General features: G+C 40.2%; 11 protein-coding genes. 1 reads left to right on the top strand and 10 read right to left on the bottom strand.

Annotation, left to right across the window (positions count from 1 at the left end; genetic code table 11):
- Positions 1–18 precede the first annotated feature (18 nt).
- The 9 genes from ACGHVY_RS05430 to ACGHVY_RS05390 all read right to left on the bottom strand — a co-directional run bounded on the left by ACGHVY_RS05430 (position 19) and on the right by ACGHVY_RS05390 (position 13,537).
- On the bottom strand, positions 19–2,118 hold the full coding sequence (locus ACGHVY_RS05430) for a fimbrillin family protein (RefSeq protein ID WP_390597670.1): 2,100 nt from the start codon (positions 2,116–2,118) through the stop codon (positions 19–21).
- Positions 2,119–2,166: 48 nt separating this feature from the next.
- Entirely contained in the window at positions 2,167–3,717 is a 1,551-nt protein-coding gene (locus tag ACGHVY_RS05425) for a RagB/SusD family nutrient uptake outer membrane protein (protein ID WP_308745503.1), read from the bottom strand.
- Between the two features lie 22 nt (positions 3,718–3,739).
- A complete protein-coding gene (locus ACGHVY_RS05420) occupies positions 3,740–7,006 on the bottom strand; it encodes a SusC/RagA family TonB-linked outer membrane protein (protein ID WP_390597669.1) in 3,267 nt (1,088 codons plus the stop codon).
- A 10-nt stretch (positions 7,007–7,016) separates the two neighbouring features.
- Positions 7,017–8,177, bottom strand: a complete 1,161-nt coding sequence (locus ACGHVY_RS05415; RefSeq protein ID WP_390597667.1) for a sialidase family protein — start codon at positions 8,175–8,177, stop codon at positions 7,017–7,019.
- 122 nt (positions 8,178–8,299) lie between these two features.
- Complete coding sequence (locus ACGHVY_RS05410) at positions 8,300–9,463, bottom strand: exo-alpha-sialidase (protein WP_390597665.1); 1,164 nt, start codon at positions 9,461–9,463, stop codon at positions 8,300–8,302.
- 36 nt (positions 9,464–9,499) lie between these two features.
- Positions 9,500–10,675 carry an AGE family epimerase/isomerase gene (locus ACGHVY_RS05405; RefSeq protein WP_308745507.1) on the bottom strand — a complete coding sequence of 392 codons (1,176 nt, stop codon included), beginning with the start codon at positions 10,673–10,675 and terminating at the stop codon, positions 9,500–9,502.
- 11 nt (positions 10,676–10,686) lie between these two features.
- Positions 10,687–11,604 (bottom strand): dihydrodipicolinate synthase family protein, encoded by a 918-nt coding sequence (locus tag ACGHVY_RS05400; protein WP_308745520.1) that lies wholly within the window; start codon positions 11,602–11,604, stop codon positions 10,687–10,689.
- Positions 11,605–11,635: 31 nt separating this feature from the next.
- Positions 11,636–12,877 carry an MFS transporter gene (locus tag ACGHVY_RS05395; RefSeq protein ID WP_390597663.1) on the bottom strand — a complete coding sequence of 414 codons (1,242 nt, stop codon included), beginning with the start codon at positions 12,875–12,877 and terminating at the stop codon, positions 11,636–11,638.
- A 213-nt stretch (positions 12,878–13,090) separates the two neighbouring features.
- A complete protein-coding gene (locus ACGHVY_RS05390; RefSeq protein WP_308745509.1) occupies positions 13,091–13,537 on the bottom strand; it encodes a YhcH/YjgK/YiaL family protein in 447 nt (148 codons plus the stop codon).
- A 239-nt stretch (positions 13,538–13,776) separates the two neighbouring features.
- Here ACGHVY_RS05390 and ACGHVY_RS05385 point away from each other — a divergent pair, with 239 nt between their 5' ends.
- Positions 13,777–14,985 (top strand): ROK family transcriptional regulator, encoded by a 1,209-nt coding sequence (locus ACGHVY_RS05385; protein WP_390597661.1) that lies wholly within the window; start codon positions 13,777–13,779, stop codon positions 14,983–14,985.
- 416 nt (positions 14,986–15,401) lie between these two features.
- Here the strand turns inward: ACGHVY_RS05385 and ACGHVY_RS05380 are convergent, their stop codons facing one another.
- On the bottom strand, positions 15,402–15,746 hold the full coding sequence (locus ACGHVY_RS05380) for a hypothetical protein (RefSeq protein ID WP_390597659.1): 345 nt from the start codon (positions 15,744–15,746) through the stop codon (positions 15,402–15,404).
- Positions 15,747–15,750: the final 4 nt, after the last annotated feature.

The following is a 15,750-nucleotide window of genomic DNA, read 5'->3' as shown; positions in this document are numbered from 1 at the left end:
TAAATGAAAAGTTATTATTTAGTTTGCGGTATTGTCTTTCATACAACGAACTGGATAGCCATATGCTCTAGCCTGACTTCTCAGAGGGAAGAAATTAGCAGTATCATACATCAAACAACAAGCATTTGCAGCAGTTACCGGACTGTTACTCCAAGATTGCCCTCTATTAGCCGGGTTCTTTATTACAAATGTAGCATTATTCACATATCCCGAAGTTGCATAACTAGGAGTTGCCCCGACAGTGAAAGTACCTCCGGCATTTGAAATAAAATCAGCCATCGTACCATTAACATTTACAGTAACCGCACCAGTACTATATTTACCTCCAGCCGCAATATTTACAAATCCTGTCCAAACATATGCATGAGGTACACGATATCCCGGTGGACATGGATCATAGATAGTCTTACTACCAGACTCATTCACTACCGGACTGGTTGCTGTCACAATATTGGCGTTTCCCCACAAATCATTACCACCATCTACGAGCCAACTTTTTGCACCAGATGCTATGTAGCACATTGGATATCGGGCAATATCATTAGCTTCTATCGGTGTAGTAATCCATCCCCAAGTATTATCAGTAGCAACAGTCAGTGATTTAATAGCATCAAATGCGTTACCATCCTTGTCATAAGTCGTCAAAACTGTTACTGACCCAGCACCAGCATCATCTCTTTCCGGGAATGGATCTTTACGTCCCCATTGATAACGCATTCCTTGAGCTTTATTGTTTTTATTTACTGCCCAATATCCGTCAGAAAGAGCACCTAAGTTTCTATCCATCATTACAGGATTGACCAACTTATTATAGTCATTGTAGTCCGAATGAATAGTATATGTTTCCACTTTGGAATCCAAATCAGCATCCGTCACCCAAATATGCCAACTCCAAAGAATTGTAGTGCCATCTGCTGCATAAGCTGCAATAACAGCGTTTCCTGCATCCAAAGACGTATTCTCGGAACCGTTCAAGGTAAAGTAAATATATCCATTTTTCAGTTGGACTCCATAAATCAATCCTGGCGCAGTCTGCCAAAGTATATTAGCCGATGCCGGTGCTAATGTTTTCGGAGTAATCCCAGGAGCTGTTCCCGATAGCGGGTCATAATCAGCAACAGGCTGAGTAGTAGCACCATTTCCCATCACCGTAGCTTTGAAACGATATTCCTGTCCGGCTTTGCCAGCTATGTAACAGTTTGCCGTTTCGTTCTCGCTCAAATCGATAGAGGTATCCACTACAGAACCACTAGTCAATTGATCTAAATCCAAAGTCAAGGTAGTAAATTCTCCGGCAATTATATTCATCCAATCAATCTCACCAGTCAAAGCAATATCTTCAACACCAGTTTTCTCCAATATGAGTTTAACAGGGCATTTTGCTGAAGATAAAGCCAATGGATTTACTGAAATATATCCATGAAATTCTTTATTTGCGACCAATTCCGGTGCATTATCTATTTTCAACAAGACATCGGAAGAACCTTCAGAAATACTAAATGAGCCCGTGGTCAAATTGAACTTATAATTCCCAACCAAAGGTGTTCCCTCTGGTGCAGAAAGTTCTATCGACTTCACTTTCCATCCCGAATACTTGGCTACTGTAGTATAAGCGACATCCAAATACCCCAATGCATGCTTAAATGTCACTGGAACGGCGTTTTCCACTTCTGACGTGTTTATTGCTGCATATGTCAAAGCAGTGCTTGCCAAGTGAGCATTGGACGTCCCCGACTGCAATTGCGTACTATTCAAAATCCCCGCTATGGATGTTGCCGCAGTGTTAGTTTTACTATAAGGTGAATAAACATAGAATGTATGTTCACCACTCCCCCACGCTACCTGTGTGTAGAACATCCCCTCGGTCTGTCCCACAAAAGGAGCTGCAACGCCCACAACAAGGTTGTTTGTTTTTGTCTGCTCGCAGAAGAAGCCTATTTTACTATCAGCCGCCCAAGTCGTCTTGTTATCACCCAACTGTGACTGGCAATTAAAGAAAATCTGATTTCCTCCCGCCGGACGTGTAAAATCAGTCTGAGTATAGTCATCGTCACTGCATGCAGTAGCAAGTAACACTGCACAGAGTCCTAAGACTGAAAATATAGATTGTTTTTTCATCTTTGTATGATTTAAATTTTAATGAATGATATGAATCTGACAGGCAGACTAATAACCCGGCGTCTGCTGTACCAATGGGTCCTTCGACATTACCGTAGCATCGACAGGCCATAACAAATGTTTCTCGACAAGGTCGCCCGTAACGCTAATCTGAAGAGCTTTAGCCAATTCTCCATCCTTCATACGGCGGATGTCATACCAACGCTTACCTTCACCAACAAACTCTTTGGAGCGTTCTTCCAGAATCGCTTCTTCTGCAGTCTCACTACCACGGGGGTATTTATTGGCGGCATATGCGGAACCGTATGCACGTTCACGGACACTATTGATGTATGCAGCAGGATCACCTCCCTGCAATGCCACGATTTCAGCTAGCATCAACTGCAAATCCGCATAGCGATAGACTGGCCAGTCATTCGTAAACTTACGTATATCATTGTCCAGTTCTCCTTTATATTTATTCAAGAGTATGGCTGCCGCTCCGCCGTCTACCTTATATACATCAAAGAAAGTGGCGCTACGACGAATATCGCTTTCACTGAATGTATCAAAGAATTCTTTTGTATACTGATAGTTGGATGCCGTACCATTCAGTTTCAAAGGATTCACATTATTACCTTTGTACTCTACACCATCTGCATTCTCGAAACCTACCAGATTGGTATTCGTAGGATACATGAATTTGCTAAAGAAATTCTCTTTCTCATTCAGCATGTAGCGAATTACGAATATCATTTCTTTATTATCTTTCTTCTTTACGTCAAAAACCTCTTCAAAGCTGGTCTTGGAAGCAAAGTCGTATTTGCCGCAATCTATAATATCCTGCAACGCTTGCTTTGCTGCCGCCAAGTCGGCCGGTATATTTTTCGAGTAGACGCTTCCACCGCCAATGGGTTTTACCTTACATCCCCACAACAGGATTTCAGCTCTCAACATCTTTGTTGCTGCCTTGCTCCAATAAGAACTCTTGTCTGTAGAATTGATGGTAAATGCATCATCTGCAAAATAATCTTCTGATGCCTTGATGTCTTTTACAAGGAAATTGTAGACTTCTTCTTCCGTAGCCCGCGGCTGATTCAAGTCGGAAGGGGTAAAACTACCGTCCATCACACGTGCGGTTTCAACTAGAGGAACTCCGCCATAGGTACGGAACAGATGAAAGTAATAAAAGCTTCTCAATCCGTGCAACACACCCATATAATAGTTCTTTTCTGTTTCATTCAAGGCAGAACTGCCGGGTACGGACTGGATGGCATGGTTAATCTGCATGATGTCCATATAGAAGTTACCCCAGTTACTTATTACAGAATTAGCTTCGGTGAGGTTGTTTGTCACAGCCGGCACATCGCTAATAGTCTGATTGAACAAGGAAGAGTTTGAGCCGTAAAAGGTTCCACCTCTAAGTTCACCCATTTTGAACAACACTTCCTGACGTTCGCGAACACGATAATGCAAACCACGCACAAAACGTTCCGCCTGATCTTTGGTACTCCAGTAATTACTGATACCGTAGGAGTCTACCGGACTCAAGTCCAAATAATCGCAAGACTGCATGGCTCCTATCAACAACACTAATAATGTATATTTTATTTTTTTCATAATGCTATCTTTCTTTATGATTTTAGAACACAACCTTTAATCCCATCAGAACTGTCTTAGGCAAAGCATATCCGCCCTTGTTGCTACTGGTGGTCCCATATTCAGGAGTGTAGAGACGATTGTCCGTTATGTAGAACAAATTCTGTCCGGTAAGCGTCACCGTCACTTTATCCATGAGGGCTTTTTTAGTCCACTGCGAAGGTAAATCGTAGCTCAAGGAAATCTCACGGGCACACAGGTAAGAAGCATCTTCCCAGAACAATGAAGTATTGCGGGTATAGTTCTTTTTAAAGTTAGTGTCGTTAGTCATCAATACCGGAAGTTCTGCACCCGGATTATCTTCCGTCCATGTCTTTTTAGCCAAATCCGGAACATTGAAGTGACCGGAAGTGATACCCATGAAATATTGATAACCGCTATTCCACTTCTTGTATCCCAACGCATAGTCGAACCGTGCAAATAATGTCAGACCTTTCCATGTAACGGACGTATTGAAACCACCCATCCACTTTGGAATCTCATTGCCAAGCTTCACCTGATCGTACGTATCAATAATTCCATCACCATTCACATCGTACCATACTGCATCCCCTGGAGCTAACTGCTGTGCATTTTTCTGCTGTTCAACTGTCAACTGCGCATAAGCCGCCGGACCATATACCGGTTTAGAAGGAATCTTGTCTACGTAATAAGCATAATTTGCCAAATCGGCTTCGTCACGTACAACGTGCATCATCTTAAATCCGTAGATATCACCATAAGACTGTCCTTCCTGCATTCCCCCCTTCCATACGGTTTCATTACTACCTTTGCCTTTGTAAACTTCCGTTCCGCCCTGGCGGTTGTTCTCATTACCGTTATCGGGCAATTGCAGAATTTTGGATTTCACAAAAGTGATGTTGGCACCTACATTCCATTTAAAGTCCTTACGAACAAAAATGCGGTAATTGACTTCAAGCTCCATACCCTGACTACGCACAGCGCCGTTATTTGTCGTCATCGAGCCTACACCGGATGAGGAAGCTAAAGGTACATTAGCAATCAAGTCGGTAGTCTTTTTGTTGAAGTAACCTACGGCCAAGTCTACCTTATTAAACAATCCTAATTCTATCGCAGTATCAAAAGAAGTCGTCTTCTCCCAACGCAATCCGGGATAAGCAATATCGTTAATCAACAGACCGTAGATACCGTTGTAGTTACCGGCATTTCCATAACTGCCTTGTAGTTCGTACAACCCGATACCGTTCACGTTACCATTCTGCCCGTATCCCATACGAACCTTTATGTTGGAAAATATATCCAGATATTTCTCCATGAATTCTTCACGATACACATTCCATGCGGCACTGACACCAGGGAAAAATCCCCAACGGTTGTCTACCAGCTTGGAATAACCGTCGTAACGTCCGGAAAAAGAGAAAAGATACCTGCTTTTATAGTCATAGGTCGCATTTACAAAACCGGACATGATACGCTCCTGTGTGTGAGTGGTAGACATGTTACGGGTAGATTTCCCATTAGCATCCAACGGGGCAGTAAACTGTAACCCGATAAAATCATCGGAAGTAGCTCCCTGACCTGATGCCGAGAGTCCGTAGTTATATTTGTCTATAATTTCAAAACCTCCGACTGCACTGACGTTATGGTCACCGAATGAGGCATTGTAATTAAGAATGGCGTTGTAAGTCTGATCCAGTTTGCGCGCATAAGTAGCAGAAGCTTTGCGGTTAGAATTCAGCTTGCCGGGAGCAGTAGGCAATTCTTTATCAAAAGATTCTGTTTCTTTCATCCAAAGATACCACATACCACTCAGTTTCAGACTAAGTCCTTTCATCAAATCCACTTGAAAAGAAGTTCCCAATGTGGTCTTATAAGCTGTATTTCTACGATAATAGTAGTTCTTCATCTCATTCCAGTTGGCATTCTGGGTATTATTGAGTAGTGTAATAACTGTTCCATCCAGATTAGCCCCTTTGAAAGTAGGCGGGGCCGCAGCCACTACGCTCCAGAAATTAGCGTCACTCATGTAGTTAGGGTTGGTTTCCGAACGTGAAAAGTTTACGAAACCGGAAGCTTTCAACCAACTTTTAATTTTATATTCACCATTTAAGTTAAAAGACAAACGCTGGTATCCCGACTCCAACGGAAAACCCGTTTCATCATAATATCCGATACTTGAATAATACTTACCTTTATCGTTTCCACCGGAGAACGAAACATTATAATCCTGCGTCCAGGCATCCTGCGTGTTCAACTTCATAAAATCAGTTTCCTTGAACAATAGATAATTGTCTGAGGCAGGATCTTTCATCGACTGCCAACCGTAGTCCAGGAGATACTTATTTTTATCCGTCAGAATAGATGTACTATAGATGCCGTTGCTGCTTTTATTTCCGTCGGCAGTAATGTCATTTCCTGTACCCCATCCATTCACCAAATTCATATCGTCTCCACTACGCTTTGCCGCCATACGCTCCCAATAGAGATAATCACGGGCATTCATAAAATCATAGTTGTCGCGGGCAAAACCTTTACCGATATTTACGTTCAAAGTTACTGTTGTTTTTCCCACATGACCGCTCTTGGTAGTCACCAATACTACACCATTGTTGGCACGTGCACCATATAATGCTGTCGCAGCAGCATCTTTCAAGACTTCAATAGACTCAATATCGTTGCTGTTGATATCATTCATATCATCTTTCTGCACACCGTCGATAATATACAACGGACTACCTGAACCGTTCAAAGAAGCACCTGCACGTACCTGGATAGAAGGGCCTGCTCCTGGTTGACCGGAAGTTTGTGTAACACGTACACCAGTAACCGTACCAGCCAAAGCTGTCAATGGATTGGAACGTACACCTTTCTCCAAAACTTCAGAAGATACTTTGGATATAGCTGCCGTCAGTTTATCTTTAGTAACGGTTTTACCATAACCTGTGACAATAACTTCCTGCAAACCTATGGCATCATCTTTCATCACTACCATAATATTCTTGCGTCCATCCACCGAAACATTCTGTTGAACATAACCTATGTATGAAAAAACAAGAACCGATTTGTTCTTCGTTAATGTTAACGTATATTTTCCATCCAAATCTGTAATAGCACCATTTGATGTGCCCACTTCCAATACAGAGACACCAATCAAAGGCTCTCCTGCAACATCTTTCACAACACCACTTACCATTTGCCCAACTTGTGCATATATGCTGACAATGGAACAAAGCATGGCCCCTACCATGAAAATTACTTCACGGTAGTACTTTAAATGTATTTTTCTCATATTAAAGAAGTTATTTAGTAGATAATATAAACAGTTCCAATCTCATCCATCCAGCCGGACGAGTTGATAGTTTTTGGAATCCAGGCTCATCACCGAGTTCGGCAACAACAGCCATGTCACCATCAGGCAAAAGAGCCATACATGTATATCCTGCAGCTTTGTCATAAAGTACCATTTGGTCTGCCGGGTCGAATGTATGCGAATGACCTCCAAAGAATTTAGCTTTAGCCAAATATAATATACCACGATCGTCATGAGCTGCTGTCTCAGCAATCCCTTTCGAACCACAGTAATACAACCATTCATCCTTTACTATAACACTTCCTGCACAGCCTTTGGCTGGAGTAGGTAGTGCTGTCGGAGCATAATCTGAAAAAGAAGGCCATTTGGCTCCACCATCTGTACTTACATAGTTCTGACGGTATCCGTTATAACGGATATTGCCAATCAATGCACCGTCAGGCGCTTCCGTTACTGTCCATTCACCGGACTTATTAGGTTGCCCGGTTTCCCACGTCACTCCGTTATCATCTGACCACATAGCTGTATTTCCGCCATTTGAAACGGTGCCAGCAGCTTCATTCACCTTAAAAGTACGTATAGGAACAATCAGACGGTTCTTATATTGTTCACTTGATGTCATTTGCACTCCTGAACCAGGACCAAAGCTACCAATCATTCTTGTCGCACCACTAAAAATTCCAATTGTCACTTCGTCTGTAAGATCTTTTTTTGTCCAATTTAATCCATCATCTTCCGAAGTATACATTATAGCTCTATTGTTATAACCTTGCTTGCCCGACTCTTTACCTACGGCATCCCATAAAGAGGTAAACAAAAAGATTTTCCCTGTAACTTGGTCGACAACAACAGTCGGATCCATATATGACAACTTTGATGAAGTAGTTTGACTGGTTAAGTTCTTTTCAGTCCATGTTACCCCCTTATCAGTACTACGTTTCATCAGAATATCCGTTCGCCCCGCTTTGTCTTGCCAAGTTCCATAACGAGCTTCACAAAAAACAAGTATGCTACCTTTCTTTGTAACCGCTATGGCAGGAACACGATATGAAATGTCATTACTTGTTTTTGAATTGAATACGGTAATTGTTGGAGAAGTTACCTCCCATACCGGTTCAGAGCCAGGCTCAGGGTCAGGATTTGGATCCACAACCTCATCCGGATAAGGTACCGGACTGAAATCATTAACGTTATCATCCGAACAGGCATAAAGAAGGCATAATCCGATATTTAGAATTAAAGCATTAAATAAATATTTCATAAATAAAAAAATTAAAGATTAATAATAGGCACTAAAATTAAATCTAGCTTTAGCCAGTCATCCGGTCGTTTAAGAGGTTTTATATTAGGTAACGATTTACGAGTAAACGATTGTGTATCTGCTGTTTCAAAGATTATAGCCATTCGTTCGTCCGGTAACAAAGCCATACAGCTGTATCCGGAAGCTTTGTCATACAAAAGCAGACTATCATTCCAAGTTTTTCCGCCATTACAACTTTTATATAAAGTCAACCCAGCTCTTTCGTCATATTCTGGAGTTTCCGGAATTCCCTTTATTCCAGAGAAATAAAGATGTGCACCTTTCCCTAGCACACTAGCTTGGCAGCCTTTAGACACGCCAGGCAGAGTCGGATCTTTCACTGCTTTACTCCAAGTCATGCCTCCGTCTTTGCTATATGCTACCATACGTGCACCTGATACCCGAGCATTATACACTAAAACTCCATTAGGAGATTCTGCAATCTGAAACTCATTATCTGTATCTCCATTCCCTCCTACTGTCCACGTTTCACCATGATTGTCTGAGAAAATAGCAACATCATGTGCTATTTTTCTTTCTGTATCAGAAATACGGGCCGGCAAAATTAAACGTCCACTGTACTTCTCACCTACCATCTGTAATCCTGCTCCCGGACCAAAACCATATATATAGCGTCCATCAGGTATCAAAGATGCAGTAACATCAGCTGGAGCAGACCAAGACTGACCATTATCATCCGAAGTAATAAGAATGGCACGATTATTAGCTCCTGAATGGTCATCTGTCGGCCAGAAAGTCGTAAAAAGAAAAACCTTGCCAGTGCTTGAATCTAAAATAGGGGTTGGATCCATATAAGCCCCGGTAGTTCCTTTTGTTAAATCTTGCATGACCGACCATGTCTGACCATTATCTGTGCTACGCTTCACTACTATATCTGTACGACTTTTATCTTGCCAACTTTCTCTACGCGCTTCACAAAACACAAGCAAAGAACCATCTTTAGCTGTCAATAATGAAGGAATACGATAACTATTCACATTATCATCCCCTGCAGAAAACACGGTGTATTTAGGAAACTCAGAAAAAGTGTTTTTAGTATTTGACTGCGCTTCTCCTTTCATATAAGAAAAGAGAAGCATAAGTCCTGCTAATAGTATGCTTTTCGATATACACATAGTTTTAGATTTAATCTTTAAAAGCTACATAATACTTCAAAGAAGTTCCTTACAAAGCATATAACTGCGAATCATCATACGAGGTATATGGAAAGGACCTTTAAAGAGATTCCCTTTGGCAGGTTGGGCTACGGTACCGTCACGGTGAAGATAACCATACCACTCTCCGTACTCCTTATCGGGGAAGTGAGCGTACGTCCAATCACTGATCTGCTTATGCATCTGAAGATATTTCTCATCTCCGGTAGCCTGATACGCATATAAAGTAGCAATAATAGCTTCTGTTTGCGGCCACCAGAATTTCATATCCTGAGAATAATCTTGAACCGGAAGATTACGGCAGTCACGGAAGTTGATGATTCCACCGAACTCCTTGTCCCATCCCCATTCCCAGGACCAATCGAGAATTTGAAGAGCCAATTGGAGTAAATCTTTATCCCAGTTGCGATATTTAGCTTCTTCCATGATGAACCAGGCCGTTTCAATACAATGTCCCGGATTTATGAGACGTCCGTTACAAGTATCAATAAACTCACCATTGGGTCCTACCATCTCAAGCAAAGCTTTGAATTCAGGATGGATGAAGTATTGACGTAATGCTGCAATTGAACGGTCTATTTGCTCTGTCAGCACTGGGTCGTCAACAACCATACGAATTCGAGAAGCTGTATTGATCAAGATCATCGTTATTGAATGCCCCCGTGCTTCCAATGCAGGCAGATATTTCGGTTCCAACAAACCGGGAGTTTCAAGAAAATGCTGTATGCTCTTGAAAATCTCCAAAGCTCTCTCTGCATATTTTTTATCACCAGTTGCCAAAGCATATTCTGCCATTGCAATAGCAGCAAACCCTTCGGAGAACACATAACGACGTTTACGCAAGGGAGTACCTTCTTCCGTCACTTCAAAAAACATATGTCCGTCCGTATCAAAACAATGGGACTCAATAAAGTCAATACAACTTTTCGAAGCGGAAAGCCATTCGGGATTTTTCTCTATATTATTATATGCAAATGCTGCTATGAAACCAAAACGTCCCTGAAACCACACAGACTTTGTGGTATCTATTATATTACCATCGCGATTGACGCAAGTATAGACACCGCCATGTTTACGGTCCAAGCCATACTTCATCCAAAACGGCATAATGTTGTTCATTATGTCATCCTTATAGGATGCAGCCCATTGATTTATATATTCTGTTTCGTTCATGTCTCGTACTATTAGAATTTATTACAACGTTCGAAGAAATGGATTGCTTCCAATTCTGCTTTCATCTGTGCCTCTTCTGCATCTGTCATATTCTGAAACGGAGTACGGTTCTTACCTAAATCAAGACCTATCAATTTCATAATGCGTTTTCCGCCGACTATATTTCCACGGAAATGACAGATAACATTAATCACTTCTTGTGAGAAATTCTGCCGTTCGCGAGCTGTTTCCAAATCACCCGCTTTCCATGCATCGATAATACCGACTAACTCTTTTCCGTTATAATTGGTAGTTCCCCCAATGCCACCTTGAGCACCGCCCATAGCCAGACAAGGAAGAATCGTTTCATCCTGACCATGCAGCATATCGAACTTACCATTCTTATATAAACGACACTGATTGTACTCATACATACTTTCAAAAGTATATTTGATACCTGCAAAATTAGAAATACGTCCATCTACTGCTTCCAACAATTTAACCATCGGCAAAAAAGCGCCATTAAATGCCGGAATATGATAATAATAGAAAGGCAGTTCGGGTGCACCGGATGCAATCTCTTCGATGTACTTAACTAATTCTTCAATACGTCCAATCTTCGGAAAGGGTGGAGCCATAGCACCAATACCCCATGCGCCGATCTTTTGTGCATGTTCGGCCAGCATACGGCTCGCTTTCACACAGCAACTGCCAACATGTACAATCACTTTAAAACCGTCAGGAGCAACAGATACCCAACGTTCAGCCAGTTGCATACGTTCTTCTTCTGTCAGCATATAGCCTTCACCGGAAGAGCCATTGATAAAAACTCCTTGCAGCCCATTCTTTACCAGCATTTTAGCGTATGCTTCAATTGGTTCTAAATTTATTTCACCATTTTCATAAAAAGGAGTAAACGGTGCATCAATAAGTCCTTTAATTCGTTCCATCATTTTATTTTTTATAAAGTTAGTATTATTCTCAATCTACCATATTATCTGTCTTCGGCCTTAAGAAATAGATTTGAAGTACCAATGCCACAGCTACTACAATGCTTAACATTGCAAATCCTTGTCCCAAGCTTCCACCATCTGTCCATTTGCCAAGAACCTCGGTCACGGCAGCTCCGGCAAATACTCCGGTCATATTCATTATGCCATAAGCGGTTGCACGATGTTTTGCCGATACGAACTGACACAGAATAGGCATATTATTTGCATCAAATATTCCAAAACCAATACCAAAGAGCAGACCCGCACCAATCACACTGATAAAGCTATGACCAAAACCAAGCAAAAGCAACGCCGGTATGGTCATTCCCAAACCAATAGCTCCTGTATAAATACGTCCACGAATATTTTTTTGCACCCAACGGTCGGACAATATTCCACCTAGAATAACACCGATAAAAGACGATACTGCAATTGTTATGGTAGAGATCGGACCTGCCTCAGCCATAGGAATATTCAGACTATCTGCAAATAACGTCGGAAGCCAATTCTTTGTAGCCCATCCCGGAAGGCTGGGAGCAGCAAAATAGATAAGAATTATCCAAAATGCCCAGTTAGTAAACAGCAAGGAAAGCCCACTTATGACAGAAGGTTTCTTCTCTTTAGGAGTATTGTCTATTTCCTTAACAGCAATATTATGAATAGGATTTTCTTTCAAAAATAATATAAGTACCAAAGAATAGGCAATACCAACAATACCAAACCAATGAAAAGTGCTCTGCCATGAAAAAACTGCAGCAGCCGTAGCCCCAAAACCACCGATAGCCTGGCCTACATACAATCCCGTCATATGTACTCCTACCGCTAAAGAACGTGATTTCCCCTCATGCCAGTCAGCAATCAACGACAAAGCCGACGGAATATACAACGCTTCACTGATTCCCATTATAGCACGTAACCAATAAAGTTCGTGAAAATCTTGAGCATACCCCATCAAGAAAGTAACAGCAGACCAAACAAAAAGACTGCCAACCACCAACCATTTACGATTTACCCTATCTGCTATTATTCCGGCAACGGGACTCATAAAACCATATATCCACAAAAAAATAGCCATCAAAGCTCCAAAAGCCTCTGCTTTATTCAACTCCACAATATCAACTTTCATAGCTTCTTGCATAGTAGAAAGCATCTGGCGATCCATATAATTAAGAAGCGCCACTATCCACAATAAACCAACTACCACCCAGGGATAAATATTCTTGTTTTTCATATAAAGTAAATTTTTATGTTTCACTCGTATTAAATCATTGCAAACATATAGACATTTTTATTATTATCCAAATATTTAATTAAATATTTTATTATATCACGGTAATTAATTAATAAGCAATACACAACAATAGTCTATACGACTAAAAAAGGCAGCGCTACTACAATAAATAACGCCACCTTTTTTTGCATCGAAAAGCAAACCAATAGTAAATCAAAGCTTTACTTTAGCTATTAATTTACGAATTTTACCATGACCGATAACCGGCGCATGAGGATCCTCCGGATATACAATCACAAATTGTCCCGGTAGCAGATTAACATAAGTAGTAGGACGATCCGAATATAAAGCACATTCTTCCTCTTTAGAATATGCCTTAACCTCATTTTCCAAATCCTCTAAAGCTTTCCAGCCAATCGTTTCTGCGCCCTCTAACAGAATATGCACATCAATGTAATCGTGATGCAACTCTAAAACCTGCTTATCAGGAGCTACACACTCTGGATTTACATTATTAATAAATAGACGCTCACCATCAATCTCAATACGCCCCAATTCCGCGTGAAGTAAATCATGCGTTTTCACATAGTCAAATAAACGTCCAAACATAGGGTGGAGCCCTTCAATGCGCTGACTATTTTGCAGATTAGATACAATCATATTTCTCCTTTTATTTATAGTTAAACAATATCTGCACAAATATAGGACTAATATTTAATATACACGTTTATATTAATAAAATTATTTATTATATCAATTTACAAAACCTGATATTTTGCATTAGTCATTTGTGCCAAAGAAGAATACAGAAACGGGCATTACAACAAATTCAAATTCATCAAACACCTATTAATAAATAAATTTATTATCTTTGTGGAAAAGAATAAAGAAGAACTAAGATGAAACAACATTTACTGAAAGAAATAGAAGCAGGAACCAAAAACGCTCTTCTCAAGAAGAAGATTATTACGCATTATATATATAGTGGTAGTTCTACTATTACAGATTTAGCAAAAGAACTAGATCTTAGCGTCCCAACTGTCACAAAATTCATTAGCGAAATGTGTGAAGAAGGCTATATTAATGATTATGGCAAACTGGAGACAAGTGGTGGACGTTATCCCAGCTTATACGGGCTTAACCCCGAATCCGGATACTTCATTGGGGTAGACATCAAGAAATTTGCGATTAATATAGGTTTAATCAATTTCAAAGGTGATATGGTAGAATTAAAAATGAATATCCCTTTTAAATCAGAAAACACTTCAGAAGCACTTGATGAGCTATGCAGACTTATTCTCCAATTTATAAAGAATGCAGATGTTGACAATGATAAAATATTAAATATCAATATAAATGTTTCCGGTAGGGTAAATCCTGAATCCGGGTATAGTTTCAGTCTATTTAATTTTGAAGAAAGACCCTTAGCAGAGGTGCTAACTGAAAAAATTGGATTTCGGGTAACAATAGATAATGATACACGCGCTATGACCTATGGAGAATACATGAAGGGATGCGTAAAAGGAGAAAAAGATATTATCTTTGTAAATGTTAGTTGGGGGTTAGGTATCGGCATTATTATTGATGGGAAAATATATACCGGAAAATCAGGCTTTTCCGGAGAATTTGGACATACAAATGTCTTCGACAACGAAATAATTTGCCATTGCGGAAAAAAAGGATGCCTGGAAACCGAAGCGTCCGGTTCTGCCCTTCATCGAATATTAATCGAACGTATTCAAAACGGAGAGAGTTCTATTTTATCAAACAGAATTTTATCAAAAAACAATGCATTAACTCTTGATGAAATTATCGCTGCCGTGAATAAAGAGGACTTACTCTGCATTGAGATAGTAGAAGAGATTGGACAGAAACTTGGGAAACAGATCGCAGGATTAATAAATATCTTTAATCCCGAACTGGTTATCATAGGCGGAACTCTGTCATTAACCGGTGATTATATCACCCAACCCATCAAAACAGCAGTGCGCAAGTATTCTCTAAATTTGGTCAATAAAGATTCAGCCATCATGACTTCCAAGTTGAAGGACAAAGCTGGTATTGTAGGGGCTTGCATGCTGGCACGCAGCAGAATGTTCGAGAGTTGACTCTATCTTCAGCGCCGGGAGAGAAAGTTATCTATAAAACGAACAATGTAGACTACGGCAACCCCGGCAACAACTAAAACAATAATACGACTTAACATAGATGTATTTTTATATTTCACATAAAATCCAAACAAAGAGACATTCCTAGTCATACTAAAAGAATTCTGTAAAAAATAAAACGCTGATTATTAACTTAATAATCAGCGTTTTATTTGAGAGCCGCTAGCCAGACTTGAACTGGCGACCTACGCGTTACGAAGTCCCGTACAACGGCTCTATTATTATACTGATTACTAATTTATTAAATGCTCTTTTCTTACCTTTTCAAAAAACAATCTACTATACAATTGCTGTTTTTAAGATAGAACTGAGATGTTAATATTGAGTTTTGAAATAATTAACAGAACACATATCTACTATAGATTTACTAATATATCATAAGAGGATACTGAAGTATCTTTCGATAAATACTTAACTTTGCTCATAAACAATTTACCTCTATTATTTTTTGCACTTATATAGAAATAAGAATGCTCAGTAGATATTGTACATGTTTCGCCTACGGCAACATCTTTGGTATCAATCATTTCTAGCAGTTCCGCATCATCATCTCCAGAACTCATAATACATACATCTACATCATGCCAATTTACACCAGTTAGATTTTTTATTGTATAAGTTTCTTTGCCATCATCATCTGATGAACATGCTGCTAATAACATCATTGGCAGTATTGCCATTAAAAATAAAATCTTTTTCATAACG

This window comes from Bacteroides sp. f07 (genome assembly GCF_042854785.1).
Taxonomy (GTDB): Bacteria; Bacteroidota; Bacteroidia; order Bacteroidales; family Bacteroidaceae; genus Bacteroides.
The sequence above is the reverse complement of the archived record's forward strand: the minus strand, read 5'-3'. Positions and strand labels throughout refer to the sequence as shown.

Excerpts from the sequence above, each read along its gene's own strand:
- ACGHVY_RS05430 (WP_390597670.1), bottom strand. The coding sequence starts at position 2,118 with ATGAAAAAACAATCTATATTTTCAGTCTTAGGACTCTGTGCAGTGTTA.
- ACGHVY_RS05425 (WP_308745503.1), bottom strand. The coding sequence starts at position 3,717 with ATGAAAAAAATAAAATATACATTATTAGTGTTGTTGATAGGAGCCATG.
- ACGHVY_RS05420 (WP_390597669.1), bottom strand. The coding sequence starts at position 7,006 with ATGAGAAAAATACATTTAAAGTACTACCGTGAAGTAATTTTCATGGTA.
- ACGHVY_RS05410 (WP_390597665.1), bottom strand. The coding sequence starts at position 9,463 with ATGTGTATATCGAAAAGCATACTATTAGCAGGACTTATGCTTCTCTTT.
- ACGHVY_RS05405 (WP_308745507.1), bottom strand. The coding sequence starts at position 10,675 with ATGAACGAAACAGAATATATAAATCAATGGGCTGCATCCTATAAGGAT.
- ACGHVY_RS05400 (WP_308745520.1), bottom strand. The coding sequence starts at position 11,604 with ATGGAACGAATTAAAGGACTTATTGATGCACCGTTTACTCCTTTTTAT.
- ACGHVY_RS05395 (WP_390597663.1), bottom strand. The coding sequence starts at position 12,877 with ATGAAAAACAAGAATATTTATCCCTGGGTGGTAGTTGGTTTATTGTGG.
- ACGHVY_RS05390 (WP_308745509.1), bottom strand. The coding sequence starts at position 13,537 with ATGATTGTATCTAATCTGCAAAATAGTCAGCGCATTGAAGGGCTCCAC.
- ACGHVY_RS05385 (WP_390597661.1), top strand. The coding sequence starts at position 13,777 with ATGAAACAACATTTACTGAAAGAAATAGAAGCAGGAACCAAAAACGCT.
- ACGHVY_RS05380 (WP_390597659.1), bottom strand. The coding sequence starts at position 15,746 with ATGAAAAAGATTTTATTTTTAATGGCAATACTGCCAATGATGTTATTA.